This window comes from Candidatus Cryosericum hinesii, from assembly GCF_003570985.1.
GTDB lineage: Bacteria > Caldisericota > Caldisericia > Cryosericales > Cryosericaceae > Cryosericum > Cryosericum hinesii.
In genome coordinates this window covers 73,023-97,062 of record NZ_QXIW01000029.1, presented here as the reverse complement: position 1 = coordinate 97,062, position 24,040 = coordinate 73,023, and the positions used below count along the sequence as shown (strand labels likewise).

At 58.0% G+C, this 24,040-nt stretch carries 23 protein-coding genes; 10 read left to right on the top strand and 13 right to left on the bottom strand.

What is annotated here, in order from left to right:
• On the bottom strand, positions 1 to 1,290 hold a 1,290-nt coding region (locus SMC3_RS06520), incomplete at its 3' end, for a PAS domain S-box protein (RefSeq protein ID WP_119089947.1).
• A gap of 394 nt (positions 1,291 to 1,684) precedes the next feature.
• Here SMC3_RS06520 and SMC3_RS06515 point away from each other — a divergent pair.
• Complete coding sequence (locus SMC3_RS06515; protein WP_119087082.1) at positions 1,685 to 2,026, top strand: hypothetical protein; 342 nt, start codon at positions 1,685 to 1,687, stop codon at positions 2,024 to 2,026.
• 80 nt (positions 2,027 to 2,106) lie between these two features.
• On the opposite strand, the gene mce is transcribed toward SMC3_RS06515, so the two are convergent.
• The 5 genes from mce to SMC3_RS06490 all read right to left on the bottom strand — a co-directional run bounded on the left by mce (position 2,107) and on the right by SMC3_RS06490 (position 6,267).
• The gene (mce, locus tag SMC3_RS06510; RefSeq protein WP_119087083.1) at positions 2,107 to 2,517 is read right to left on the bottom strand and encodes a methylmalonyl-CoA epimerase; all 411 of its coding nucleotides are present in this window, start codon (positions 2,515 to 2,517) and stop codon (positions 2,107 to 2,109) included.
• On the bottom strand, positions 2,514 to 3,452 hold the full coding sequence (gene meaB / locus SMC3_RS06505) for a methylmalonyl Co-A mutase-associated GTPase MeaB (protein WP_119089946.1): 939 nt from the start codon (positions 3,450 to 3,452) through the stop codon (positions 2,514 to 2,516). Before meaB ends, mce begins: the two co-directional genes overlap by 4 nt.
• A 4-nt stretch (positions 3,453 to 3,456) precedes the next feature.
• Positions 3,457 to 3,858 carry a cobalamin B12-binding domain-containing protein gene (locus SMC3_RS06500; protein ID WP_119089945.1) on the bottom strand — a complete coding sequence of 134 codons (402 nt, stop codon included), beginning with the start codon at positions 3,856 to 3,858 and terminating at the stop codon, positions 3,457 to 3,459.
• Between the two features lie 10 nt (positions 3,859 to 3,868).
• Positions 3,869 to 5,548, bottom strand: coding sequence for a methylmalonyl-CoA mutase (locus SMC3_RS06495; RefSeq protein ID WP_119087085.1), 1,680 nt, complete (start codon positions 5,546 to 5,548; stop codon positions 3,869 to 3,871).
• Between the two features lie 500 nt (positions 5,549 to 6,048).
• Positions 6,049 to 6,267 (bottom strand): hypothetical protein, encoded by a 219-nt coding sequence (locus SMC3_RS06490; protein WP_119089944.1) that lies wholly within the window; start codon positions 6,265 to 6,267, stop codon positions 6,049 to 6,051.
• A gap of 352 nt (positions 6,268 to 6,619) precedes the next feature.
• Here SMC3_RS06490 and SMC3_RS06485 point away from each other — a divergent pair, with 352 nt between their 5' ends.
• Positions 6,620 to 7,144 carry a cob(I)yrinic acid a,c-diamide adenosyltransferase gene (locus SMC3_RS06485; protein ID WP_119087940.1) on the top strand — a complete coding sequence of 175 codons (525 nt, stop codon included), beginning with the start codon at positions 6,620 to 6,622 and terminating at the stop codon, positions 7,142 to 7,144.
• Between the two features lie 18 nt (positions 7,145 to 7,162).
• Positions 7,163 to 8,077 carry a DMT family transporter gene (locus tag SMC3_RS06480; protein WP_119087939.1) on the top strand — a complete coding sequence of 305 codons (915 nt, stop codon included), beginning with the start codon at positions 7,163 to 7,165 and terminating at the stop codon, positions 8,075 to 8,077.
• Positions 8,078 to 8,210: 133 nt separating this feature from the next.
• Here the strand turns inward: SMC3_RS06480 and SMC3_RS06475 are convergent, their stop codons facing one another.
• The 7 genes from SMC3_RS06475 to SMC3_RS06445 form a co-directional block, all read right to left on the bottom strand.
• The gene (locus tag SMC3_RS06475) at positions 8,211 to 9,098 is read right to left on the bottom strand and encodes a PLP-dependent cysteine synthase family protein (RefSeq protein WP_119087938.1); all 888 of its coding nucleotides are present in this window, start codon (positions 9,096 to 9,098) and stop codon (positions 8,211 to 8,213) included.
• Complete coding sequence (locus tag SMC3_RS06470; RefSeq protein WP_165846637.1) at positions 9,064 to 9,492, bottom strand: ParB N-terminal domain-containing protein; 429 nt, start codon at positions 9,490 to 9,492, stop codon at positions 9,064 to 9,066. Before SMC3_RS06470 ends, SMC3_RS06475 begins: the two co-directional genes overlap by 35 nt.
• Before the next feature lie 206 nt (positions 9,493 to 9,698).
• Complete coding sequence (locus tag SMC3_RS06465; protein ID WP_119087936.1) at positions 9,699 to 10,073, bottom strand: iron-sulfur cluster assembly scaffold protein; 375 nt, start codon at positions 10,071 to 10,073, stop codon at positions 9,699 to 9,701.
• Positions 10,074 to 10,079: 6 nt separating this feature from the next.
• Entirely contained in the window at positions 10,080 to 11,246 is a 1,167-nt protein-coding gene (locus SMC3_RS06460; protein WP_165846636.1) for a cysteine desulfurase family protein, read from the bottom strand.
• A gap of 301 nt (positions 11,247 to 11,547) precedes the next feature.
• Complete coding sequence (locus SMC3_RS06455) at positions 11,548 to 12,261, bottom strand: ABC transporter ATP-binding protein (protein WP_165846635.1); 714 nt, start codon at positions 12,259 to 12,261, stop codon at positions 11,548 to 11,550.
• Positions 12,258 to 13,295 carry a FecCD family ABC transporter permease gene (locus tag SMC3_RS06450; RefSeq protein WP_119087933.1) on the bottom strand — a complete coding sequence of 346 codons (1,038 nt, stop codon included), beginning with the start codon at positions 13,293 to 13,295 and terminating at the stop codon, positions 12,258 to 12,260. The genes SMC3_RS06455 and SMC3_RS06450 overlap by 4 nt, the downstream gene beginning before the upstream one ends.
• Positions 13,270 to 14,025: an ABC transporter substrate-binding protein gene (locus tag SMC3_RS06445; protein WP_119089943.1), complete on the bottom strand. Its 756-nt coding sequence runs from the start codon at positions 14,023 to 14,025 to the stop codon at positions 13,270 to 13,272. The genes SMC3_RS06450 and SMC3_RS06445 overlap by 26 nt, the downstream gene beginning before the upstream one ends.
• 850 nt (positions 14,026 to 14,875) lie before the next feature.
• Here SMC3_RS06445 and SMC3_RS06435 point away from each other — a divergent pair.
• The 7 genes from SMC3_RS06435 (at position 14,876) to SMC3_RS06405 (ending at position 23,995) form a co-directional block, all read left to right on the top strand.
• Entirely contained in the window at positions 14,876 to 15,628 is a 753-nt protein-coding gene (locus SMC3_RS06435; protein ID WP_119087931.1) for a sugar isomerase domain-containing protein, read from the top strand.
• Positions 15,629 to 15,803: 175 nt separating this feature from the next.
• On the top strand, positions 15,804 to 16,526 hold the full coding sequence (locus SMC3_RS06430) for an HAD family hydrolase (protein WP_165846633.1): 723 nt from the start codon (positions 15,804 to 15,806) through the stop codon (positions 16,524 to 16,526).
• Entirely contained in the window at positions 16,523 to 18,010 is a 1,488-nt protein-coding gene (hutH, locus tag SMC3_RS06425) for a histidine ammonia-lyase (RefSeq protein WP_119087929.1), read from the top strand. Before SMC3_RS06430 ends, hutH begins: the two co-directional genes overlap by 4 nt.
• 13 nt (positions 18,011 to 18,023) lie before the next feature.
• Complete coding sequence (gene hutU, locus SMC3_RS06420) at positions 18,024 to 19,670, top strand: urocanate hydratase (protein ID WP_207799704.1); 1,647 nt, start codon at positions 18,024 to 18,026, stop codon at positions 19,668 to 19,670.
• A gap of 12 nt (positions 19,671 to 19,682) precedes the next feature.
• The gene (locus tag SMC3_RS06415) at positions 19,683 to 20,369 is read left to right on the top strand and encodes a nitroreductase family protein (protein ID WP_119087927.1); all 687 of its coding nucleotides are present in this window, start codon (positions 19,683 to 19,685) and stop codon (positions 20,367 to 20,369) included.
• A 145-nt stretch (positions 20,370 to 20,514) separates the two neighbouring features.
• Positions 20,515 to 22,236, top strand: coding sequence for an ABC transporter ATP-binding protein (locus SMC3_RS06410; RefSeq protein WP_119087926.1), 1,722 nt, complete (start codon positions 20,515 to 20,517; stop codon positions 22,234 to 22,236).
• On the top strand, positions 22,229 to 23,995 hold the full coding sequence (locus tag SMC3_RS06405) for an ABC transporter ATP-binding protein (protein ID WP_165846632.1): 1,767 nt from the start codon (positions 22,229 to 22,231) through the stop codon (positions 23,993 to 23,995). The genes SMC3_RS06410 and SMC3_RS06405 overlap by 8 nt, the downstream gene beginning before the upstream one ends.
• Positions 23,996 to 24,040: the final 45 nt, after the last annotated feature.

The window sequence follows — 24,040 nt, the reverse complement described above, 5'->3', positions numbered from 1 at the left end:
CAGGTCTTTGCGGCAAATGCTCAGGGGCGACACTTTGACGAGCGACTGGTAGAGCGCCTCGCTCTCCCGCAGCGCCTCCTCCGCCCGCTTGCGCTCGGTGATGTCGCGGTAGATGGCGTAGACCGCCTCCAACTTCCCTGCGACCAGAATAGATGCGCCGATGAGGGATACATCAACGAGGGTGCCGTCCTTCCTGCGCCGCACCGTTTCCAGAAGGTTTTTCCCGCCTTGAATGGTAGACCTTGTTAGCGCCTCGGCTTCTTCCCAGCGCGCGGGAGGTGCCACCAGGTCGTCGAGATATTGTCCGACGACTTCATCGACCCCATAGCCAAACATGCGCACAAACTCGGCGTTCACCCGCAAGACCCTGCCTTGGGTATCGGCGATCGCAATGCCTTCCGGGGCTGTCTCCACCAGTTGGTCGAAAAACGCTCGTTCGCGCTGAACCTCTTCCTCCGCGTGCTTGTGCGCGGTGATGTCACGACCGATACCTACCAAACCGATAATCCGGCCCTCCTGGTTCCGCAATGGCAGTTTAGAGGAGAGCAACCAACGTTTCTGTTGTTTCTCGTCAAGGATATACTCTTCCCTATTGAGCACTGGCTTACCAGTTTGCAACACCAATTGATCGTCAGCAAAGAACTTCTCCGCAAGTTCCTTTGGATAAATATCGAAATCGTCCTTGCCTAAAACATCAGCTTCCGATTTCACTCCGAGGTAGCGTACTTCAGTTGAGTTGGCGAGTGTCTTGCGGCAGGCCAAATCTTTGGAATAGATTGAATCCGGAATATTATCGATCAGTGTACGAAGCAGTAATCGTTCATTTTGGAGCGTTTCCTCAGCCTGTTTGCGCTCAGTGATGTCGCTGATGAATCCTTCTATGTAGAGCAACTGCCCGGCATCGGAGAAGATGCCTCTCCCTCGCTCCCACACCCAATGATCGGTTTCTCCGCTGGCAACGACAATGGGGTACTCATGTTGGAAAGCCTTTTTCTGCTGAACACAATTCTGTACATTCAGCCACACCCGCTCCCGGTAGTCTTGGCGAATTATGTCGTTGAAAGCCAACTTCTTGTTGTGCAGGAAGTCTTCGGGTGCATAACCCGTTATATCCCTGCACCCATCGCTCATGAACGACATGGTCCAGTCACGGTCGTTCTGGCAACGATAGACAAACCCGGGAAGATTGCCGATCATTGTACGGTAGCGTTCTTCGCTATCTCGCAGCGCTTCCTCCGATGGCCTCTGCACTACGGCAGCCTCATCTGAACGGATTTCCTTGTCAGTCATGGTTGCCCCTCTCCCCAGTTTCCAGACCACATTTGGCCACGTCAGCCCCCGTCCCACAGTGCTCGCGACTGTCTTGTGCATGTTTGTTGCACTCGCAGCTCCTGAACTCTTCTTGACTTCATCGAAGAGCAATTCTCTTGCCACACGCGCGAAAAGAGGGGAACTCGCTCGATTCTGTTCTCAGGATAGTCGTGGCACAGAATGGGTCAAGTTCTGCAGTGAGTTGACACGTCAGTGATGTGGACAAATGGGCACCTTGCCATTCACAGACTTGCCCCGTGGAGTCATTGACGCAAAACGCTGCGCTGCTATATATTGTAGTACTTGTAGTACTTGGATTCTGAATACGTATTCGCGGCCCGGCGCGTGCTCGCCGGGGAACAGGAGGCAAGCAATGGAGCCAGTACGCAAAATCTTGATCATACTCTCTACGGCCGAGCGCGAAAAAGCCATGGCAGGTTTGATGTTCGCTAAGAACACTCATGAAAACCACGTGTTTGATGATGTGCGCGTCGTTCTATTTGGCCCAATCGAACGACTTCTCAGCGAGGACAAGGAGATCAGAGACCTTGGTGCGGAGGTCTTCAAGGTTACGGCTCATCCCATGGCCTGCAAGGAGTTCGCAGAAGAGGCGGCCGTGAGCGACGCTCTCAAGAGTCTGGGGTGCGAGATCGATCAGGTGGGGGGCATCATCTCGGAGTGCATCCGAAACGGCTACGTTCCCCTCGTGTTCTAGACGTTCCGTTTCACCATAGTCGCGTGAATCACAAACGCCCCGGGTTTCCCGGGGCGTTTGTTTTCCAGATATGCTCTGCGCTACTTCTGTTTTCTCTCGCACAACTCCAAGAGAACGCCGTGCGTTGCCTTGGGGTGAACGAAGGCTATCCGGGCCCCGCCCGCACCGTTACGAGGCGTTTCGTCGATCAACTTGATACCCTTGGCCTTCAGCTCCGCCAGAGCTGCGTCGATGTCGTCGACTCGGATCGCGATGTGATGCAGGCCCTCACCGTGCTTCTCGATGAACTTGGCGACCGAGCTATCCGGACTGGTAGACTCCAGCAGCTCGATCTCCGTGTCGCCCACGGGCAGGAACGCCGTTCTCAGTTTCTGTTCAGGCACCTCCTGGGTACCATGCAGCTCGATACCCAGAGACGCCTGCCAGAATGACAGTGACTCCTGTATGCTGGTAACAGCAATTCCGATATGATCGATGTTCTTGATGTTCATGTATTCCTCCAGCTTTGTTCAAAGATGATGTCTGCCAGCGAATATGGGTCGCTCTGCTTGCTGGCGACCTTTTCCAGCTCTGCCTGCACGGCCGGCTGGTCCAGCTGCTGCTTCATTGTGTCTGCCAGGCGCGCCTTCAGGATCTCCAGAACGTCGAGCTTGGCCATCCGTATCTTGAGTGCATCCAGCTTCCCGGATGCCACAAGATGCGCGCGATGCCGTTCAATCGTATCCACAACGCTCTCGATGCCAGTGTTCAATTCGGCCGATACCTTGAGCACGGGCGGGTTCCAGCCCGTCGTCATCGACAGTTGCAGAACAGATTCGACCTGAGTCGCCGTACGGTCTGCTCCATCGCGGTCCGCCTTGTTGATGATGAACAGATCCCCGATCTCCATGATGCCTGCCTTCATGGCCTGGATATCGTCCCCCATGCCGGGTGCCATGACAACGGCTGTCGTATAGGCGACATCATGTACGTCGACCTGGGACTGACCCGCGCCAACGGTCTCGACGAGGATCCAGTCGAACCCCGCAGCATCAAGGATACGGGCCGCCATCCGGGTGGCACGGTTGAGACCCCCAAGCGACCCCCTGGTCCCCATGCTGCGGATGTAGACATGGCGAGTGAGAGCGACATCGAACATGCGGACCCGGTCGCCCAGGATCGCGCCGCCCGAGAAGGGACTGCTGGGATCGACCGCCAGAATGCCGACCTTCTGTCCACGAGCCGCCAGCAATGCCGCCAGTCGTGAAACCAGTGTGCTTTTGCCCGCGCCGGGCGAACCGGTCAGTCCAACGATATAGGCGCGTCCTGTGCTCGCATAGACGCCATGGATCACCTCGGCGCCGCGTGGATCGCCATTCTCGACCCACGTGATCGCACGCGCGACCGCTCTCGTATCGCCGGCCAGGACACCCAGCTTGACGTCCACCTGACTAGGCTTCCCTCTTCACGTGGCTCCGGATGTAATCCACACACGTAGCGAGTGGAGTTCCCGGTCCAAAGACCTCACTGATCCCGTGTTCTTTGAGGAACGGGATGTCATCTTCAGGAATGACCCCTCCACCCATGACCAGGATATCGTCGGCTCCTTTCTCCTTCAGCAAGTCAACGACCTTTGGAAACAGCGTGTTGTGCGCCCCCGACAAGCACGACAGGGCAACCACGTCCACGTCTTCCTGCACAGCGACTTCCGCGATCTGCTCGGGCGTGCGGCGAATGCCGGTGTAGATGACTTCCATGCCCGCGTCCATGAAGGCTCTTGCCAGGACTTTGGCCCCACGATCGTGCCCGTCCAGGCCAGGCTTTGCCACGAGAACTCTGATCTTCTCTTCCATGGTCTCCTCCTTAGAACGTCGCGTCCGGCCGATACTCGCCGAACACGGAGCGCAGCACGTCGCAAACTTCACCAAGAGTCGCGTACGCGTCGACCGCGTCGATGATCGCTGGCATCAGGTTTTCATCAGTGCCTGCGACAACTTTCACCTGGGCGAGGGCCGCTTCGATCTTGGCGGCATCGCGGTGGCTCTTCATCGCAGCCAGCTCCTTGTGCCGTTTCTCAAAAAGAGCGGAGTCGATGTGCATGAGATTCTTGAATGGTTTGTTCTCGACCTGGAACTTGTTGACGCCGACGATGACCTTCTTGCCTGACTCGATCTCCAGCTGGTACTGATAGCTGCTGTTCTGGATCTCCTGCTGGATGAACCCTCGCTCGATTGCCTTCACCGCGCCGCCGAGCTCATCGATTTTGGCGATGTACTTCAAGGCCTCTTCCTCGATGCGGTTGGTCATGGATTCCACGAAGTAGCTGCCTGCAAGAGGATCGACCGTATCGGCCACTCCCGACTCGTACCCGATGATCTGCTGTGTTCGGAGGGCAATACGCACTGAGTCCTCTGACGGTAGCGACAGAGCCTCGTCACGACTGTTTGTATGGAGTGACTGGGTCCCACCCAGCACTGCGGCAAGCGCCTGCAGCGTCACCCGTACGACATTGTTGTCCGGCTGCTGGCTTGTGAGTGTGCAGCCTGCCGTCTGCGTGTGAAAACGCAGCATCAGGCTCTTTGGATTCTTTGCATGGAAACGGTCTTTCATGATCCGCGCCCACATTCGACGGGCGGCACGGAACTTGGCAACTTCTTCCAGCAGGTTGTTGTGCGCATCGAAGAAGAACGAAAGGCGGGCCGCAAAACTGTCGACATCGAGTCCTGCCTTGATGGCTGCATCGACATACGCTATGCCGTCGGCGAGTGTGAATGCGACCTCCTGGACCGCAGTGCATCCGGCTTCACGCATGTGATAGCCACTGATGCTGATCATATTCCAGTTGGGAGCTTCCTTGGAGCAATAGGCAAAGATGTCACTGATGATGCGCATTGACGGGGCCGGCGGATAGATGTACGTACCGCGAGCGCTGTATTCCTTGAGAATATCGTTCTGAATGGTGCCGTTCAGCTTGTCGGCGCTGATGCCCTTGCGCCTCGCAAGCGCGATATACATCGCCATCAGAACCGCGGCAGGAGCGTTGATAGTCATGGACGTGCTGACCTGATCGAGCGGGATGCCATCGAACAGCACCTCCAGGTCCGCGAGCGAGCTGACCGACACGCCAACCTTGCCGACCTCACCCTCCGAGAGCGGATGGTCTGCGTCCATGCCCAGCTGGGTGGGAAGATCGAACGCGATGGACAGACCGGTCTGGCCCTGGTTCAATAGATATTTGTACCGGCGGTTGGACTCCTCGACTGTTGCAAACCCCGCGTACTGGCGCATGGTCCACAGACGGCCCCGATACATCGTGGCCTGGTAACCTCTCGTGTACGGATACTCTCCGGGGAACCCAAGGTCGCGCATGTAGTCCATCTCGCCAACATCCTCGGGCGTATATAACAGCTTGACGTCGATGCCGGAACTGGTCGTGCAGTCCGAATAGGCCTTGCATGTCTTGCCGGCAGGGATCTTGTCAGCACCCTCCTGCCACTTCGCCTTTGCAGCTTTCAGTCTCCCAACGCTTTCCTTGTCAAACATTCGCTCACCTCACTTTTGACATGTCCATGGAAGGCTCAGGGCGTGTTCACACCCGATGTTCGTCTCCAAGAAAGTATAGCAGGAAACAGGAGCCTCACCACATGAGGTGCATCCTGCGAACCAAGCCGTCATTCCCCCGAGCCCTTTTGCTCAAGGCGAGGGGTACTCTCGGCGAAGGCGGGAATCCAGTCCTTGGTCCGTCATTCCCTCTGTATATTGTCATTCCCGCGCAGGCGGGAATCCAATCCTGGCCGTCCTCCTGTCACGTCGTGGATGCACTCGCCTCCTCCTGAAACATCGCCATGATGGCTACAAGTTCGTTCGCTACCGGAAAAATGAGCGGCTACCTAACTCCCAACAGTCGCCATTTCGGTGGATCAGTAGTGGTGGAAATAGGGGCGGACTGGCAGCCCTGCGAACGTCCTTCCGTACTACTACTCAAACTGGTTTTGGAAGTAGTGTTGGGCACCCGGGGCTCGTCTGTGACACGCGGCCCCGCGTCACCAGTGCCAATACCTCGGGAGAGGCTTGGAATGGGCGATGATGCCCTCAACGGCCTTCTCGAAGTCGTTTCCGTACGCATCGAGGAAGGACTTGGTCATCTTGACGTGGTTCTCGAGGATAACGTTAGCCGGGCCGTGGTCATCACCGAACAGTCTCCAGCCCGCCTGCTCCAGGAGCTTGTTGATCTTGATCCTTGCAGTTACTTTTTTCTGCATGCCCTTCCTGTCACCTCGCTTCAGTTGCTGCGCGCATATGGCGCACATACGTAGACGTATACCACGAACGCACGAAAAGACCACCCCAGAGAACAGGTGTATTGACGCATGGATTCCCGCCTGCGCGAGAAGCACCCCTTGCCTTGGACAGAAAGGCTCGGGGGAATGACGAACGAGGCGCCTTCCTGTATTGTTGTCGTCCCCCGGAAGCGGAACCATACGGTGATACAAGAATGGGTTCCCGCCTTCGCGGGAACGACAGACTGAGCGGCAACGCGAAGATGGATTCCCGCATACGCGGGAATGACAGAGGTATTATACTGTAGACGACATCCCTGCAGTGGAGGCGACAATGGAACAGCATGGTCTGGTGATGGTGTACACGGGCAACGGCAAGGGGAAGACGACTGCGGCGCTGGGTCTCGGCCTCAGAGCCATTGGAGCCGGGCAGCGCGTTCTGCTCGTCCAGTTCATGAAGGGAGATCCGACTTACTCCGAGCTGAAAGGTATCGCCTTTCTGCCGGGATTCGAGGTTGTCCAGACGGGTCTGCACCACTGGGTCACCAAGGAACAGGTCAGCCTGCTGGACAAGACGGAGGCACGGCGGGGATTGAACATCGCCCGCAATGCTTTCGTGGAAGAACGACATGAACTTGTGATCCTGGACGAGCTCAACTGCGCCATCGACTATGGTCTTATTCCTGAGGCTGATGTTCTCGAGCTGCTGACACACAGACCCCAATTTATGTCGGTCTGCATAACGGGGCGTGGAGCTCCTTCACTCCTGCTGGGTGTTGCCGACATGGTCAGTGAGGTCATCGAGGTCAGGCACCACTTCCGCCAGGGCATCCCAGCCCAGAAGGGAATCGAGTTCTAGTCCGCCGGACAGAGCCCAGTGAACCCATCGAAGCACAACGCCTGGGGGCTGTTCAACCTCGGTGCTGCGGCTACCATCTGGGGCAGCACGTTTGTGGTCAGTCGCTGCGCCCTGGCCAGCGTATCCTTTCTCCACCTTGTCATCTTGCGGTTTGCATGCTCGACTGCTCTGTTCATGGTCCTCTTCCTCGTCCAGCGGCCAAGACTGCCGCACGGCCGCGAATGGTGGCTCTATCTCGGTAGCGCTACGTCGGGCTATGTCCTCTCCATTCCGTTCCAGTTCCTCGGCACATCGCTGACCAGCGCACACATCGGCTCGATCGTCACCTGCGCCACACCGCTCGCCATGGTCGTTCTTGCCGGACTCTTCCTGTATGAACGCATACGCGTCCGGGACATCTGTGCAATCGTCATCGCTCTCGCCGGCGTCACACTGATATCACTGGAGGGGCTCAGTCATAGCCCAGGGGCAAGCCCTCTGCGCTGGCTCGAAGGCATTGCCGCTTTGGTTGCCGCGGCTGTCACATGGGCCTTCTACTCCCTGTTCCTCCGCCTCATCACCCGGAAACAGTCGTCCCTCACCGCGACAGGTATCAGCAATGGACTCGGGTTTTTCATCCTCCTTCCTTTGTTCATCCCTCGGGGTGGCAATGTCATCGCCACAGTCGCCACCCACCCTGTGCTTGTTACTGCTATCGCCTACCTCGCCGTCATCTCGACGTTTCTCGGGTTCTACCTCTGGACCCTGGGGCTCGAACAGGTCACCAGCGTCTCTGCATCCTCGCTCATGTTCTTCTGTCAACCTCTCGCGGGGACAGTCCTCGGCATGCTGGTTCTCCATGAGCACGTCACCGCGCAGACCATCATCGGCAGTGGGCTCATCCTGACCGGGCTTCTGGTCAGCATGAACGGATCACACATGAATACACTGTGAAGAATGGATAGCACGTTCACCCCGGCATCCGTGTACTAGAGGTGGCGAAACAGACTTCATACCAACCTCCTTCCCAGAAACAAAAAGGGCCTCCGTAGCAGCCGGAGGCCTTTTTTGTTTGTCAGTGGGAACGCTACTCGAACAGCGCCGTGCTGGCGTAACGATCGCCACGGTCGGGGAAGATAACAACAATCGCACCACTCTCCAGCGTGCGAGCCAGTTCCATGGCTCCCCAGAGGGCTGCACCGCAAGAGATGCCGACACTGATGCCTTCCTTTCGGTAGATTTCGCGAGCAATGCCAAAGGCGGGAGCGTCTTCGGTCATCCTCAGCGTTACGTCCAGGTTGTCGAAGCTGAAGATGCCCGGTGTATAGGCTGCCATGTTCCGCAGGCCCTGGATCTTGCTGCCCGCAATCGGCTCGACCCCGACGACCTTCACCTGTGGCGTTTGCCTGTGCATGAAGGCGGATAGTCCAGTCAATGTGCCGCCCGTACCCATGCCCGCGACCACGTGCGTCACGTCGGGGACGTCCCGTAGGATCTCTGGGCCGGTTGTCTCTTCGTGTGAACGCGGATTGGCGCTGTTCTCGAACTGGTTGAGGTTGACCCATGATGGATCCTCCGAAAGCATCTGCTGTGCAGTCTTGATGGCCAGATTCGTGCCGCCGGCAGCGTCGGTGAGAATGATATCCGTGCCAAACATCTTCATGATCTTCCGACGTTCGATGCTCGCACTCTCGGCCATCACAGCACGGAACCTGTAGCCGCGCAGAGCCGCGATCATCGCCATGGCAATCCCGGTATTTCCGCTGGTGGCTTCCAGCAGCTGAGCTCCGGGCTTCAACACGCCTCGTTCCTCAGCGTCCCTGAACATCATGAGGACGGGGCGGTCCTTGACTGATCCCCCAGGATTATTGCCCTCCAACTTTGCCAGGATACGAACCCTGGGGTTTGTGCTGAAGTGCTGAAGCTCGACGGTCGGTGTATTACCGATGAGGTCCAAGATGGAATTTGTCGTCATGTGGTTTCTCCTTTAGTACCACGAGAGGTACATTGACACCATGGGGTCTGTCCGGAACGACGTGGCGCGAGGTCTTGGCAGGCATGAGGTTCCCTGTGAGGCCCGCTCGCATGACCTCTGCCTTCGTGACATGTTCACCAGTTCTCCAGGCAGTGACTGCTATGTGGTCACTGCTGTAGTCGACGAGATAGACGGGCACGTACTTATATCCCATGCGCTTGAGAGCGTTGTAGCGATGATGGCCGTCCAGAATAACCATGGTCCGCTGGTCCACGATGATGGGGTCCTTGACCATGCCGTCCCGCACCAGATCGCGCTGGACGCGCATCAGGTTCTCGTTCAGGATCTGCTCGTGTTGCCGCAAGGCGTTTATAGGTACCAGTGTTATTGTCATTCCTTCTCCTTCTTCGTGAGTTCTCCAGTAACCAAAGAAGCCTCCCGTCTCCGGGAGGCTTCGCATGTTCAGTGTATGAATATACGACTAGCGATGCCCCTCGGTATGCTGCGTTTCACAGATGCAGATGTCCATCGCTATGGTTGTCATACAGTTATTGTGTCCCGACAGGACTCCGCGTCAACCTCTCCATGTGATGGTGTCATTCAGGATACCTTGCTCTGGTAGTCCTCAATCGCCAAGTGCAGTGCCTGAACTGCATATCCGGCACAACGCCACTTCGATTCAGGCAGACCTTCGAGCAGACCCGACAGATACGGCATGTCGAGAGCCAGGGCCTCGTCAATGGTCTTGCCCGGCAGTTCCTTGCTGAGAACAGACAGCGTTGCGATAAGAGCTGTACACCCTGCTATCCGGTATTTGGCATCCGTGATGCGACCTGCGCCGACGCTGATGAAAAGGGTCAGTTCGACGGCGTCCGCATTGTCGGTGATATGCCCCGTACCCGAGGGATCGTCGATGTGCCCGATGTTGCTTGGGCTCATGAACTCACGGATCGTGGCACGACTGTACTTGTCCATGTGACCTCAAGCCATCGAACGCAGGAACTTGACGAGATTGGGAATGACGTCTGCGGCATAGTCGATGTCCTTCTCTGTCGTTACATATCCAAACGAGAGACGTATCGACGACTTCGCTTCCTTCAGGTCACAACCGATAGATGTCAGCACATGCGACGCCAGCGTTTCCTCGGCGTTGCAAGCCGAACCGCCCGCTGCGATAATCCCAGCCTCGTTCATGGCAAGGAGAAGTGGCTCGTTGTCGATACCCTCGATGCGGATATTGAGGTTCTGTGGCACACGCTGCTTCATGTCGCCGTTCAGGAAGATTCTGTCGATGCGTGCCGAAAGCTTGTCATACAGCATGGTCCGCAACGTCGTCAGACGTTCGAGCTCTCCCGGCAGCCGTTCCTTGCCCAGCTGCGCCGCCTTGCCGAGCCCGACGATACCAGGAACGTTGTGGGTTGACCCACGCAGGCCCCACTCCTGTCCACCTCCGTCGATAAACGGATACAATGCTGCGTGGTCACGTACAAACAAGATACCCACACCCTTCGGTCCGTTGAACTTGTGACCAGAGAGACTCAGGAAATCGACCCCCAGGGCGTTCACATCCACGGGGATATGCGCAGTCGTCTGGACGGCGTCCGTATGCATGAGAGCTCCGTTTTCATGAGCTACGCGCGCGATGTCGGCGATGGGCTGTATCGTGCCAATCTCATTGTTGGCGTGCATGATCGAAACCAGCAGGGTAGTCGGGCGCATAGCACGCCGCACGTCGTCAGGATCCACGATACCACTGCGCCCAACCTTCACGAACGTGACCTCATATCCCTGGCGCTGCAATGCCAGGGCGCTGTGCAAGATGGCGTGGTGCTCGAACTCCGCCGTCACCAGGTGCCCAGGCTTATGCAACCGCTCGCGTGAGGCCTTTTCCACTGCCCCCTTCAGTACCCAGTTGTCTGACTCCGTCCCGCCACCCGTGAAAACAACCTGTTCGGGCTTCGAACCGATAAGAGACGCGACGCGCACGCGGGCTTCCTCGACCGCTGTGTGCGCCACATCGCCCGCAGATGAATGCATGTACGTCATAGGGTTGGCAAATCGCTCAGTGAAGAACGGTTTCATCTCCTCAAAAACAGCCGGGTCAACCGGCGTGGTGGCTGCATTGTCCAAGTAGATCACTCTTTCCATTGCTTCCTCCAGTGCCTTCATTGCCTGTTCACCCGCGCCGACCGCGCACAGAGACAGCCGAAATACGGCGGACATCCTGCTTGGCCTCAGGGCTGCAGAATCCCCTCCGTCTGGCCTTCGACAGACAGTATAACCGATGTGATGCCCGATATCCACATGAATGTTGTTTCGATCTGCTGCCGAATGCCCCCGGACTTGCATGGAACCGTCTGTCCATTGTTGAAGCCCTTCGCTGAAATCGATCCGTGCGACGCCTCGGTCGCTGACAGACACGGACCTCCCGTATGATTGATGCCGCGCACTATCCCCGGGGGACGTACTCATTCCCTTCCAGCAGCGCCTGGACGGTCTCCTCGGTCCGAGGGGCCTCGCGCACGGTCTTGTCGCCTACAACATACAGCCGGTCCGGCAGGACGCGTATGGTCTCCAGATTGTGCGTGGACAGCACCACCGACTTGCCCTTCGCCGTAGCCCAGGATATCAGGCCGTGCAGTTCGCGCAGGCTGGGGAGGTCGAGGTGCAGTTCGGGCTCATCCATCAGGAGAACATCTGTCCACTGCGCCACAAGAGCCAGGAGCATGATCTTGCGCTGCTGTCCTGAAGACATCTCGTCCAGGAAACGTGCACCAAAGCCGCTAACCTCTGAGAACACGTCAGGGTGATCCGAGGCCTCGAGCTGTTCCATGGACTTGAGCCGTCCAAGGGAACTGAGCTCAATGACCTCATCCACCAAGATGTGCGCCTGAGGTATCCCAGGCGACAGGAACCCAATGGTTGCCGCAAGGGTCTGAGGACTCATGGACTGCAGCGGGTGCCCCTTCAGCATGACCTGACCATCGAAGGGTGGCAGGAACCCGCGCATCGTCCGAAGGAGTGTCGACTTCCCTGTCCCGTTGCGGCCGACCAGCGCAACGGCCTCTCCCGGGCGAATGCTGATTGTCACGTCCCTGAGAACAGGTTCCCCCCGAACGTACCCGACCGCGACGTTGCTGAGTTCGAGGACAGCGGGGATCACATCACCCTCCTCGACTTGATCGACAACCAGATGAGATATGGCGCCCCAAAAAGTGACAGCACCGTGTTCAAAGGCACCTCAGACACGCTCACTGAACGGGCTATGAGATCCCCAACAACCACCACGGTCGCGCCCATCAGCATGGTCAGGACGACGAACGTTCGGTCCGTGCGATGTGTCAGCAGACGTGCCAGGTGCGGAGAGAACAGTCCAGCGAACCCCACGACTCCCGAGGCGGCAACGTCTGTGGCAGCAAGAATAACACTGACGACCAGCAGTGAGATCCTGATTGTTCTCACGTTGACGCCCAGGTTCTGCGCAAAGTCGTCACCTACCAGATACGATCGAAGAGGACGCATCAGGCTCATGACAACCGGTACGGCCACGATCAGTCCTGCAGCCACCACTGCCATGCCCGTTTCGGACGCCCTGTTGAGTCCCATCCAGGACCAGAAGATGGTGTTGGAAAGAATGTCAGGCCGTGTCGAGACGAGGATCGAGTACAGGGCGTTCAGCATGTAGGAAAGAGCAAGACCCGACAGCAGGAATGCCAGCAGGTCGTGACCGATGCGCCTGCTGATGACGAGGAGCATCACTAGAACGAGGAGGCCTCCAGCCAGTGGTGCAGCGATCATGACGGGGACGGAAGCAACCGTCCCGGCAAGACCGAAAAGAGCAACAAGTGTGACTGCCAGCTGTGCCCCTCCTGAGACTCCGAGGAGGTAACTGTCGGCCAGTGGATTCCGGAAGGCCGTCTGCATCAGGAAACCGGACAGTCCGAGCGATGCGCCTACCAGGACACCCAGCCCGATGCGAAGGAGTCTCAACATGACGATCTGAGCTTCCGGCGTTCCCATGGGGGCACCCCCGATCATGAGGCGCAGTCCGTGAAACACCTCAGAAGGCACCAGACCAGCACTGCCGAAAAATACGCTGATACCCGTGACGACAAACAGGATTGCGGCTGTGCCCACAAGCACAGCCGCATTGTGTCGTCGAACCCCGGCGTCAGGGGCGGGAAGCACGCTGGACATAGTCCGCGATCATTTCGAGACCCTTGATGATACGAGGCGACGGGCGGAGGATGTAGTCACCCAGAATGTCATAGACGTGCCCCTGTTTCACAGCGTTGATCGTGGCAAACGCGGTCCGCCCTGAGACATCTCCAGCTCCCATGCCGGATGCCACGACGATGACGTCCGGGTCGTGACTGATGATGTATTCCTCGGATAGAACGGGCCACGGAGTATTCGCCTCATCAGCGATGTTGGATCCCCCGGCGATTGAGATGAGGTCTGAGACAAACGTCCCCTTCCCAGCACTCATCAGCGGACTGTTCCAGATCTCGACGTACACGGCCGGCTTGCGAGTCAGTTTCTTCGCCGCCTCAGCTACCTGTGCGATGGACCGGTGCATGGACAACGCCACCTCGAACCCCCGGTCCGGAACGCCAAGCACGACTGACAACGAGCGTATTGCATCTAAGATACCTGACAGAGACTTGGGATCGTCGGCGTATACCTGGCGCCCCATCGTATGGAGACGTTCTATGACCGCCAGCGGCGTGCCATCCGTCACCAGGATGAGGTCAGGTGACAGGACCAGCAGCTTCTCGAGTGAGGGGTTGCTGAATGCACCGACGGTCGGGATCTTCTTTGCCTCCTCGGGGTAATCCGTGTACTCGGACGTGGCAATGATATTGCTGCCCTGACCAAGGGCAAAGCAGTTCTCTGCAAGATTCGGCGCCAGGGTCACAAGCCTCATCTTCCCGGCCTTCGCAGGGAACGTGTCATGTTCATAGCCGAGGACNNNCGAACCAGGTCCTTCCTGACCGACGTGTTATAGGAGCTGTCGACGAGCGTCCTGCTGCCAAACTCATAGGCGCCCGCAACTGGTCCCAGCGCGAAGTAAGCAGTGTTCTGCGACCGCTCGAACCGCACCACGCCGCCTGCCGCCTCGATGAGAGCGCGCATGGGGAAGGCAAGGTTGGTACCGAGCTCGACCGGAACAGACTCCTTGGGGAAGCTGCCTGCAACACGCTTTGAGCCTATAGTGACAACGAACGTGGATTGACCAGCACGGATATTCAGGGAAACACGACGCATCGAGGCAGCCGAGGCGACACTGCCGGCCTGTGTGGCGGGGACGGTAACCAGCATCGATACCATGATGACAGCAAGCACAAGCGATATGATCCATCTTCTACCTGCCAGTCTGCAACCTGCCGTCGGATCAACATGCCTTTCGGTCCGGTTCCAATATCCTCTCCTCAACATTCTGGTTCCTCCATCTCATTGAGTTTTTGGTCCGGCCGCCTGCGGTGAATCACAGGGGACTCCCACTCGGCCACCGGTTGCATCCGCTTCTGAGGGCGGACCGCACTTCTAGTGCCAGACAAGCGGCCCAGCGATGCAGACCGGTCGTCTCGTGCCTTGGCATGCTCCAGTATATCAGTTCCTGTCCTCTGTCAACGTTGCCATTCCTCCGGGTCCTCGTCACGCAAGGTATTGCAAAAAGGGATTAAAATATAAATTTAAGAGGAGCAAATTATCCCTTTGGAAAGAGGCGATGGATTTCGAAAAAGGAAATACAAAAACTACAGGGAGGTACGTACATGGAATTGGCTATGCAAAAATACTTCTCGTCAATAATTGAGATTCTTAACCGAATTGAAAGTACGCAGAGTGAAAACATCCAAAAGGCTGCTGATCTTATGGCGGATTGTACAAAGAATGGTGGAATAATTCATGCATTCGGTACAGGCCATTCGCATCTTGTTGCTGAAGATATCTTCTGGCGGGGATCCACGTTATCCAACATACATGCAATATTGGAACCCAGCATGACAGGACACGCCGAAATAACAAAGGCCGAATACATGGAGAAGCTGGAAGGGGCGGGCAAACTAATTGTTGAGTATCACCGACTTGCTCCGCCGGATATTTTGATCGTGATTTCCAATTCTGGCAATAATATCGTTCCAATAGACGTTGCGATCGAAGCTTCGAAAAGAGGAGTTAAAGTCATTTCTATTACTTCTTTCGATTATGCAGCTCATCTTAAAACACTACATACTTCAGGCAAGAAACTAAAAGATGTTGCAGATGTAGCGATTGATAATTGCTGCCCCATTGGGGACGCTGCCGTATCTTTTGAAGATTTGCCAATGAAGGTTGGCGCCGTTTCAACAGTTGCTGGATCATTCATAGCTCATTCACTTATTGTACAGACAGTCGAAAACTTGCTGAAGCAAGGCATAAAACCAGATGTATATTTTAATGGCTCCTTTATGGCAAATTCCAAAGAAGTCGAAGAGTATAACCAGAAAATTACTGACAAATATTTCTCAAGAATTAGAAATCTGTAGGGACTAGACAAGAACAGTTCTCCATATCAGGTTGGCAGCGGCATCTCGCTTGTACTCAATCATCAGGCAACACAGCTACCTCCTCCATTCACGATGATTCAGGATGTGCAATGCGACGGGTGACAACCCGCTCTCTTTGCCATATACTAAATATGCAAGAGATGGAGGAGAAGACATGATACGTGCGATAAGCCTGGACTTGTGGAAAACGCTTATTCTAGACCATGATCAGGATGAGGCTCTACGTGACCGCATCCGGGCTCAAGCCATTCGTGAAGTCCTTGGCGAACACAATGTTGTCGTTTCCGAGGATGGGCTCTACGAGAGTCTTCGTCGCATCGACGTCTTGCGCAGAGACGTCCGTGAGATGCGCGACTGGACTCTGACAACCTCCAGCCAGGTCGGTTTTGTTCTGACGCAGGCCAGCGTGTACCCTTCCAGGGATCTGGTCGCTGCTGTCCTGCCCCGATATGAAGCGGCGATCTTCCAGCTGATGCCTGCCCTCGTCGAGCCAGACACCCCACAGTTGCTTGCAGATCTGGCCCAGCACTACCCTCTCTCCTTGACGTCCAACACGGGCAAAACGCCTGGGCAGGTTCTGCTGAAAGTATTCGACATGCTGAACATCCGCAAGCCATTCACGCATTTCATCTTCTCGGACGAAGCCCTGTTTCTGAAACCCGACAAGGGTATCTGGGAACTACTGGTCGACACCAACGAACTGAAGCCGGAGGAGATCGTCCATGTGGGGGACTCATACCGCATGGACTACAAGGGAGCCCGCGCGGCCGGCCTCCAGGCCATTCTCTTTGGACGCCAGGAGTCGTTGCCCACAGAGACCCTCGCGATCGCCTCACTCAGTGAACTAACAACAACCATCGAGGAGATGAACAGATGAACATATGTCTTACCGGTTCCAGCCTGACCTCCAGCGAAGTCGTCCGTGTCGCCCGCCAGGGTGCCGTCGTCGAACTCGGCAAGGAAGCTGTGGAACAGATCAATATTGCCTCTTCATTTGTCCGGAAGATCGTTCAGGATGAAGCCCCTGTCTATGGCATCAATACGGGATTTGGCTCTCTGTGCAACGCACGTATCGGTCCCCAGGATTTGGGCAAGCTTCAGGAGAATCTCATCCTGTCACACGCTGTCGGTGTCGGCCGCTGTTTCACCGAGGACGAGGCGCGAGCAACAATACTCGTACGTGCCAATACGCTGGCCAGCGGACATTCGGGTGTTCGTCTCGAGGTAGAGCAACTCCTGCTTGAACTGCTCAATAAGCATGTATACCCCATGATCCCATCACAAGGGTCTCTCGGCGCATCTGGTGACCTGGCCCCTCTTGCCTCGCTGGCGCTCGTGCTGATCGGCAAGGGAACGGCGACCGTACACGGCGAAATCCTCCAGGGTCAGGCAATCCTCGACGCCATCGGAGCCAAGCCAGTCGTCCTGGAAGCCAAGGAAGGTCTGGCCCTCATCAACGGCACCGCCGTCATGACCGGTGTAGCCGCTCTCGTCTTTGCGGACGCACGCACACTCCTTCGTACCGCCAACCTGGCAGCCGCCATGACCATGGAAGCACTCCGCGCCCGTCTCGAACCCTTCGACGAACGCATCCACGATCTGCGCCGGCACGCCGGACAGGGCGCTGTTGCCAGGGACATTCTAAGCTACGTTGCAGGCAGCAAACTCATCGGCACATGCGACGACGTCCAGGACGCGTACAGCATCCGCTGCATGCCACAGGTCCATGGCGCCATCTCCGATACGATCGACTTCGTGGAAAACGTGTTGCTCAATGAACTCAATGCAGTCACAGACAATCCCCTCCTGTTCCCTGCCGACGGAGACGTCCTGTCGGGCGGAAACTTCCACGGCGAACCCGTGGCGTTGGCCATGGACTACCTCGCCATTGCGCTGGCAGAGCTGGCCAGCATCAGCGAACGGCGCACCAACCGGTTGCTGAACCCCGCCCTCAACCGGGGATTGCCGGCGTTCCTGACGCGCGATGCAGGCCTCAACTCCGGCCTCATGATCGCCCAGTACACGCAGGCCGCTCTGGTTTCTGAGAACAAGATACTGGCACATCCAGCTTCCGTGGACAGCATACCGGTATCCGCCGACCAGGAGGATCACGTGAGCATGGGCACCATCGCTGCGCGCAAAGCCCGTTCGATTGCGGACAACGTGGCCACCGTGGTCGCCATCGAACTGCTGGCCGCCTATCAGGCTGTCGACATCCTTGGTGGCGAGGACAAGCTCGGTCTCGCGACCAGCAAGCTCTTCGCACAGCTCAGAACGTGCGTTCCACCCATAAACGGCGACCGCATGTTCATCGAAGACATCAACGCAGTACGAAATCTGATTCGCAGCAATGCGGTCTGACAGGAGGAAGAACATGGAACCGATACATGCACCACACGGAACGACCCTGACATGCAAAAGCTGGCAACTGGAAGCTCCCATGCGCATGCTGATGAACAACCTGGATCCAGAGGTTGCGGAGCGGCCCGAAGACCTGGTCGTCTACGGCGGCAAGGGCAAGGCTGCTCGCAATTGGCAGGCCTACGCCGACATCATCGCGACGCTCCAGAGCATGGATGTCGATGACACGCTGGTCGTGCAGTCCGGCAAACCCGTCGCCGTCTGGAAGACTCATATCGACGCGCCACGTGTCATTATCAGCAATTCGATGCTGGTCCCACACTGGGCTACCTGGGACGAATTCCACAAGCTGGAAGACAAGGGACTGATCATGTATGGCCAGATGACCGCCGGTTCCTGGATCTACATCGGGGCTCAGGGCATCCTGCAGGGTACCTATGAGACGCTGGCCGCTGCCGCCCGGCAGGCCGGTTGGGAAGACCTGAGCGGACGATTCGTCCTCACGGGTGGATGCGGTGGCATGAGCGGCGCACAGCCTCTGGCCATCACCATGAACGGGGGTGTTGGGCTGATTGTCGAGTGTGACCCGGCCCGAATCCAGAAACGTCTCGACGCCAAGTTCATAGATACGATGGTGACCGACCTGGACGAGGCGCTGCTGATGGTCCAGAAAGCCGTCGCAGAGAAGCGCCCATTGTCCATCGGACTCGTCGCCAACGCGGCCGATGTGTTCCCCGAACTGTTGCGCCGTGGCATCATCCCGGACGTCGTCACCGACCAGACGTCTGCTCACGACACGCTGAATGGATACGTCCCCAACGGCATGCCGCTGGAAGAGGCATACGCTCTGCGCGCGAGCAACCCCGCCGAGTACGAGAAGCGCACACTGGACGCAATCACCGTCCACTGCAAGGCGATGGTCGGCCTGCAGGAACGAGGCGCCGTCGTGTTCGACTATGGCAACAATATCCGTGGCCAGGCCCTGGCAAACGGGTACGAGGACGCGTTCAAGTTCGACGGCTTCGTCCCGAAGTACATCCGTCCCTTGTTCGAGGAAGGCAAGGGCCCCTTCCGCTGGGCAGCACTCTCAGGGGACCCGAAGGACATCTGGACGACCGACGAGGTTATCCTCAAGGAGTTCGCCTATGATCAGCACCTGGTAAAGTGGATCCAGATGGCGCACGACCAGGTCCAGTTTCAGGGGCTTCCCGCCCGCATCTGCTGGCTGGGATACGGCGAGCGTGAGCGGTTTGGCCTTATCATCAACGACCTCGTGAAATCCGGCAAGATCTCCGCGCCCATCGTCATCGGACGCGACCATCTCGACTGTGGCTCCGTCGCCTCACCCAACCGTGAGACCGAGAAGATGATGGACGGCAGCGACGCCATCGCCGACTGGCCCATCCTCAACGCTCTCCTCAATACGATCGGAGGAGCTACCTGGGTCTCCGTGCATCACGGCGGCGGCGTCGGGATCGGTTACTCCATCCACGCCGGCATGGTCATTGTTGCCGACGGCACGGATGCTGCGGCCAAACGCCTGTCGCGTGTTCTCACCTATGATCCAGGCATGGGCATCGTACGGCACGCTGATGCAGGGTATCCGAAAGCCATCCAGTTTGCCAAGGACCACGGCATTCGCATGCCGTCACTCAAATAGGAGGTTCGACCAATGGAAAAAGAACTCAACTACATCGACCTGATACGCACGCGTCATTCGACACGCGACTACGAGCAGCACACGTTGACTGACGCCGACAGGACTCAGATCATGGAAGCGGTCGCCGGCACTGTCCAGCTCAACAACAGCATCCATCTCGAGTGGAAGATCGCCGACCGTTCGCCCATGGGGTGCAGCGGTCTGGTGTATGCCGAGTGCCCCATGTCCGACGAGGAGCTTGTCGAATATGGCTACCAGGGTGAGCAGATAGTTCTGGCGCTGCTCGCAAATAGTTGGGGAACGTGCTGGTATGCACAGGTGCGGATGCCGGGCAGCCCCTGCTCAATAACCGTAGGCAAGCCGGCTGCGCAAGGGGTCCGATCAGTGGTCATGAGTGCTCTCTCACGGGGACACACACGCAAGTCGCTGGAACAGCTGGTCAAGGATGGCATCCCTGAACATTCGTCACCCCTGGTGCGCACTGTTCTGGAGTCCGCCCGACTTGCCCCCTCCGCCGTGAACCGCCAGCCCTGGAACTTCGAAGTGGCATCTGACACACAGATCGTCATCAAGGGCGATACCGGCCGTTTCCCCGACATCGGCATCTGTCTGGCAAACGCGATGGTCACTGCGCGCCAACTCGCAGGCAAGGCAACCGTTTCTCGTCTCGACGAAGGCAAGTACAGTGTCGCCTGGTAAGACACGCTGCAAGGCCGGCCCTCTGCGACAGGTCGAGGTTACCACATGCATGAGAAAGGGTTGAGACGATGAGCGAGGGGCTGCGGGCAGGGCCGAGGATGACAGTTACCGGTTCGACTACTCGGGAACAAACAGAGGACATCTCATGAAACGCCTGTTCCAGGAAGCGGGCGCGCTAACCTGGCTGTTCGTGGGAGCTGTCGCATGCGCTGTGGTCGTGTCGGTGTCCACGGTAGCCTTCGCAGACATCTTCGGCCGTGCCCTGTCACTCGTCGTGGCCGGCAGCGGTCTCGTGGCTCTGCGGCAGGTCATCGTCGTCGGTGTCGCTATCAGTGTGGCGTCCGTGGCGTGCACGTTCCTTGGAAAGCTCCTTGCCGGCCACTTCAGCGAGCGCCTGCAACGGATCCTCCGTGACCGCGCCATCGAACGTCTTGCCCATGCGACGGCTGCAGCAATGCACGGCGAACACTCAGGGGACATCCAGTCCCGTTTCTCGAGTGACATGCTCTTTCTCGAGCAACTGGTCAGAACCGATAGCCTGCAGTTCGTGTCACAAGCTCTGACGGCCCTCCTTGCGGCCGCATACATGCTGTCCAGGAACTGGCTGCTTACGGTCGCATCCATTGCACCCACTCCTATCCTCCTGCTCGTGGCGTCATTTCTGACCAGGCCCCTCGGACCTCTCATGACAGCCGCCCAGGAGGCCCTTGCACAGGCAAGTGTGGTAACCCAGGAAGCAGTCTCCGGCGCCGAAGTCATTCGGGCCATGAACATGACCACCACCGTGTCTCTTCGCCACGAGCACGCGCTGTCCTCGTGGCAGGAACGGAGTACCACGGCGGCGAACCAGGTTGCGAAGCTGTACTCGACAGGCATGACGCTGGCAGTTATGCCCTTCATCATCGTCTTATCCGTCGGAGGATACCTGGCCCTGGCCCACCGTATCGAGATCGGGCTGCTGTTCTCATTCGTCCTGCTGGTCAATTACCTCTCCTTTCCCCTTCAGGAAATGCCCCGGCTGCTCGGTCGCATCCGGTCAGGTTCGGCTGCTGCACACAGGGTCCTTGAACTGCTCGACGTTCCAGTGGAGCGAACAGGAGGGGCACGTGGCCCTGCGAGCGCGGATGATGTCCTCACCCTGGAGGACGTGTCCTTCTCCTACTCCGGGACAGCAGAGCCAGCTCTGAAAGATATCTCACTGACAGTGAAGCAGGGGCAGAAAGTCGCTCTGGTGGGTACCAGCGGTTCGGGCAAGTCGACGGTCCTGCGGCTTATTACCGGTGACTACACCCCCAACGCCGGAACTGTCCGGGTCAATGGATTGTCGGTCCAGGATTGGGACCTCTCTGCGCTCCGAGCAACCATAGCAGTCGTCGACCAGGAAGCGTTTCTCTTTGGCGACAGTGTCGCCGACAACGTACGTACTGGACGCCTGGATGCGACGCAGGTCCAGATTGCCGAAGCTCTGGACGTGGCAGCCGCCGACTTTGTCGGGGAGATGACACAGCATGAGGACACGCTGGTCGGGGACACTGGAGGTCGACTGTCAGGTGGCCAGAGACAACGCATAGCCCTCGCGCGAGCGCTGGTCAAGGACGCGCCGCTGATCATCCTGGATGAGGCCACATCCGCTCTGGACAACGAACTGGAACGTCGTGTCTATGCGCGGCTGGTCGAGCACTATCCGGACAAAACTGTCGTCGCAGTGGCGCACAGACTGACAACCGTCCAGGACGCCGACATGATCTATGTGTTTGACAACGGTCGTGTCGTCGAACAGGGAACGCATGCCAGCCTGTTGGCTGCCGGGGGACGCTATGCCCTGCTCTGGGAACTGCAGCAGGCACAGGAGAGTGACCGTGGATAGCTGGAGGGCACTGAGGAGGCTGCTGTCCTGCACAGGGGATGCTGCTCGCCAGTATACGGCGGGCATCGTCGGTTTGGGCCTCACCAATTATGCGCTGAACGGTATGTTCGCCATCTCCCTTTCTGCGTTCACACGAGCATTGATGAGCGGCAACCGTCCCATGCTGAACTGGTCAGTCATGCTGTTCGTGGTCGCCGGACTCGCCGCGTCACTGGGCGTCCTGTTTGCCGGGAGAGCGCTGGTCATCGGTGCGGTACGCTCCGAACGCCACGTGCGGAGCGCCGCGTTCGCAGCTGTCAACCGCCTTTCCCTGACCGCGCTGGAACGCCTGGGCCCAGGAGAAGTGCTGTCACGGCTGACCAACGACACGGCGGTCGTCGGTCAGATGTACAAGCAGACGCTCCAGGACGTTGCAAACACGCTATGTGCAGGTTTCGGGTCCATCATCACCGTACTAGCCATCGACTGGCGCGCCGGACTGGTCATCATTGGTCTCTCGTCCCTGACGCTCCTGGTCACGCTCCCACTCCTCGCTCCCCTCAGGCGCCAGAGTACGGCTATGCAGGAAGCGAAAGCCGCGTTCCTGGGCGACGTCGGCCAGATGGCACGTGGCTCTGCCATCATCCGCTCATTCAACCTGGCAACCTGGATGACCGACCGCCTCCGTCGCCGTAGCAGAGACCGCCTGCGGGCCGGGCTCGCCGCCGAGACAACGCAGGCTGCCCGTGCGACCGTTGATGTGCTGACAGACACGACCCTCATAGGGCTGATGGCATACGGTGCGTATCGAAGCGCTCTGGATCCGTCTTTCGTGCCCAGGCTTGTCGCCCTCATCCAGATGTCCAACGGCGTTACCACCTTCTTTAGCCAGCTGTCCAGGATTCTCGCCGACCTGCAGGTGAGCCTGGCAGCTGGGATACGCATACTGGAGCTTATGGGCCTCCCCGCAGAACCCGACCACCTCACCGGTTCTTGGGCAGAGCCCGCGTCTGCGCGTTGTGGCTTAGGCGTCAGTGACCTGGCCTTCACCTATCCTAGTTCGGACAACTCTGTCGTCAGCGACATCGGGTTCACTGTGCGCAAGGGCTCGACCGTGGCATTCGTTGGACCGTCCGGAGGCGGCAAGACAACCCTGTTCAAGCTCCTGCTCGGGCTGTACGCACCTGCGCGTGGAACGATAACCGTCGAGAGTGATTCCATCTATGATCAAGCCCTCACTGAGTGGCGCGGGAACTTCGCCTACGTTCCGCAGAATGCCTTCGTCTTCAGTGACACGGTCTACGGGAACATCCTAGGCGGCATGCCAGACCCCGGCCGGCAGGAGGTCGAGAGGACAGCCCGGGCTGCCAACGCCCATGACTTTATCATGCAGCTGCCAGACGGGTACCAGACTGTGCTCGAGGAGTCGGGGCGGAACCTCAGCGGCGGCGAGAAGCAGCGCATCGCAATCGCGCGGGCGATCCTCCAGAATGCGCCCGTGCTGTTGCTCGACGAAGCTACATCAGCCCTCGACACAGAAAACGAACAACAGGTCCAGGAAGCCATCGAGAGGCTGATGAAAGGCCGGACCACGCTGGTGATCGCCCACCGTCTGTCGACGATCCAGAGAGCAGACACCATCTATTACCTGGAGGACGGCCGTCTGATCGAGCAGGGGACTCACGAGGAACTCATGGATAGCCCAGACGGAAAATACAGGGCACTGGTCGAAGCGGGCCTCCGACCACAGGCCGTCCAGGTGCAGGACATCTCCTGCTAAAGGCCACAGACCCTCGCCGTTCTACGAGGGCGACCGAGTCTCAGA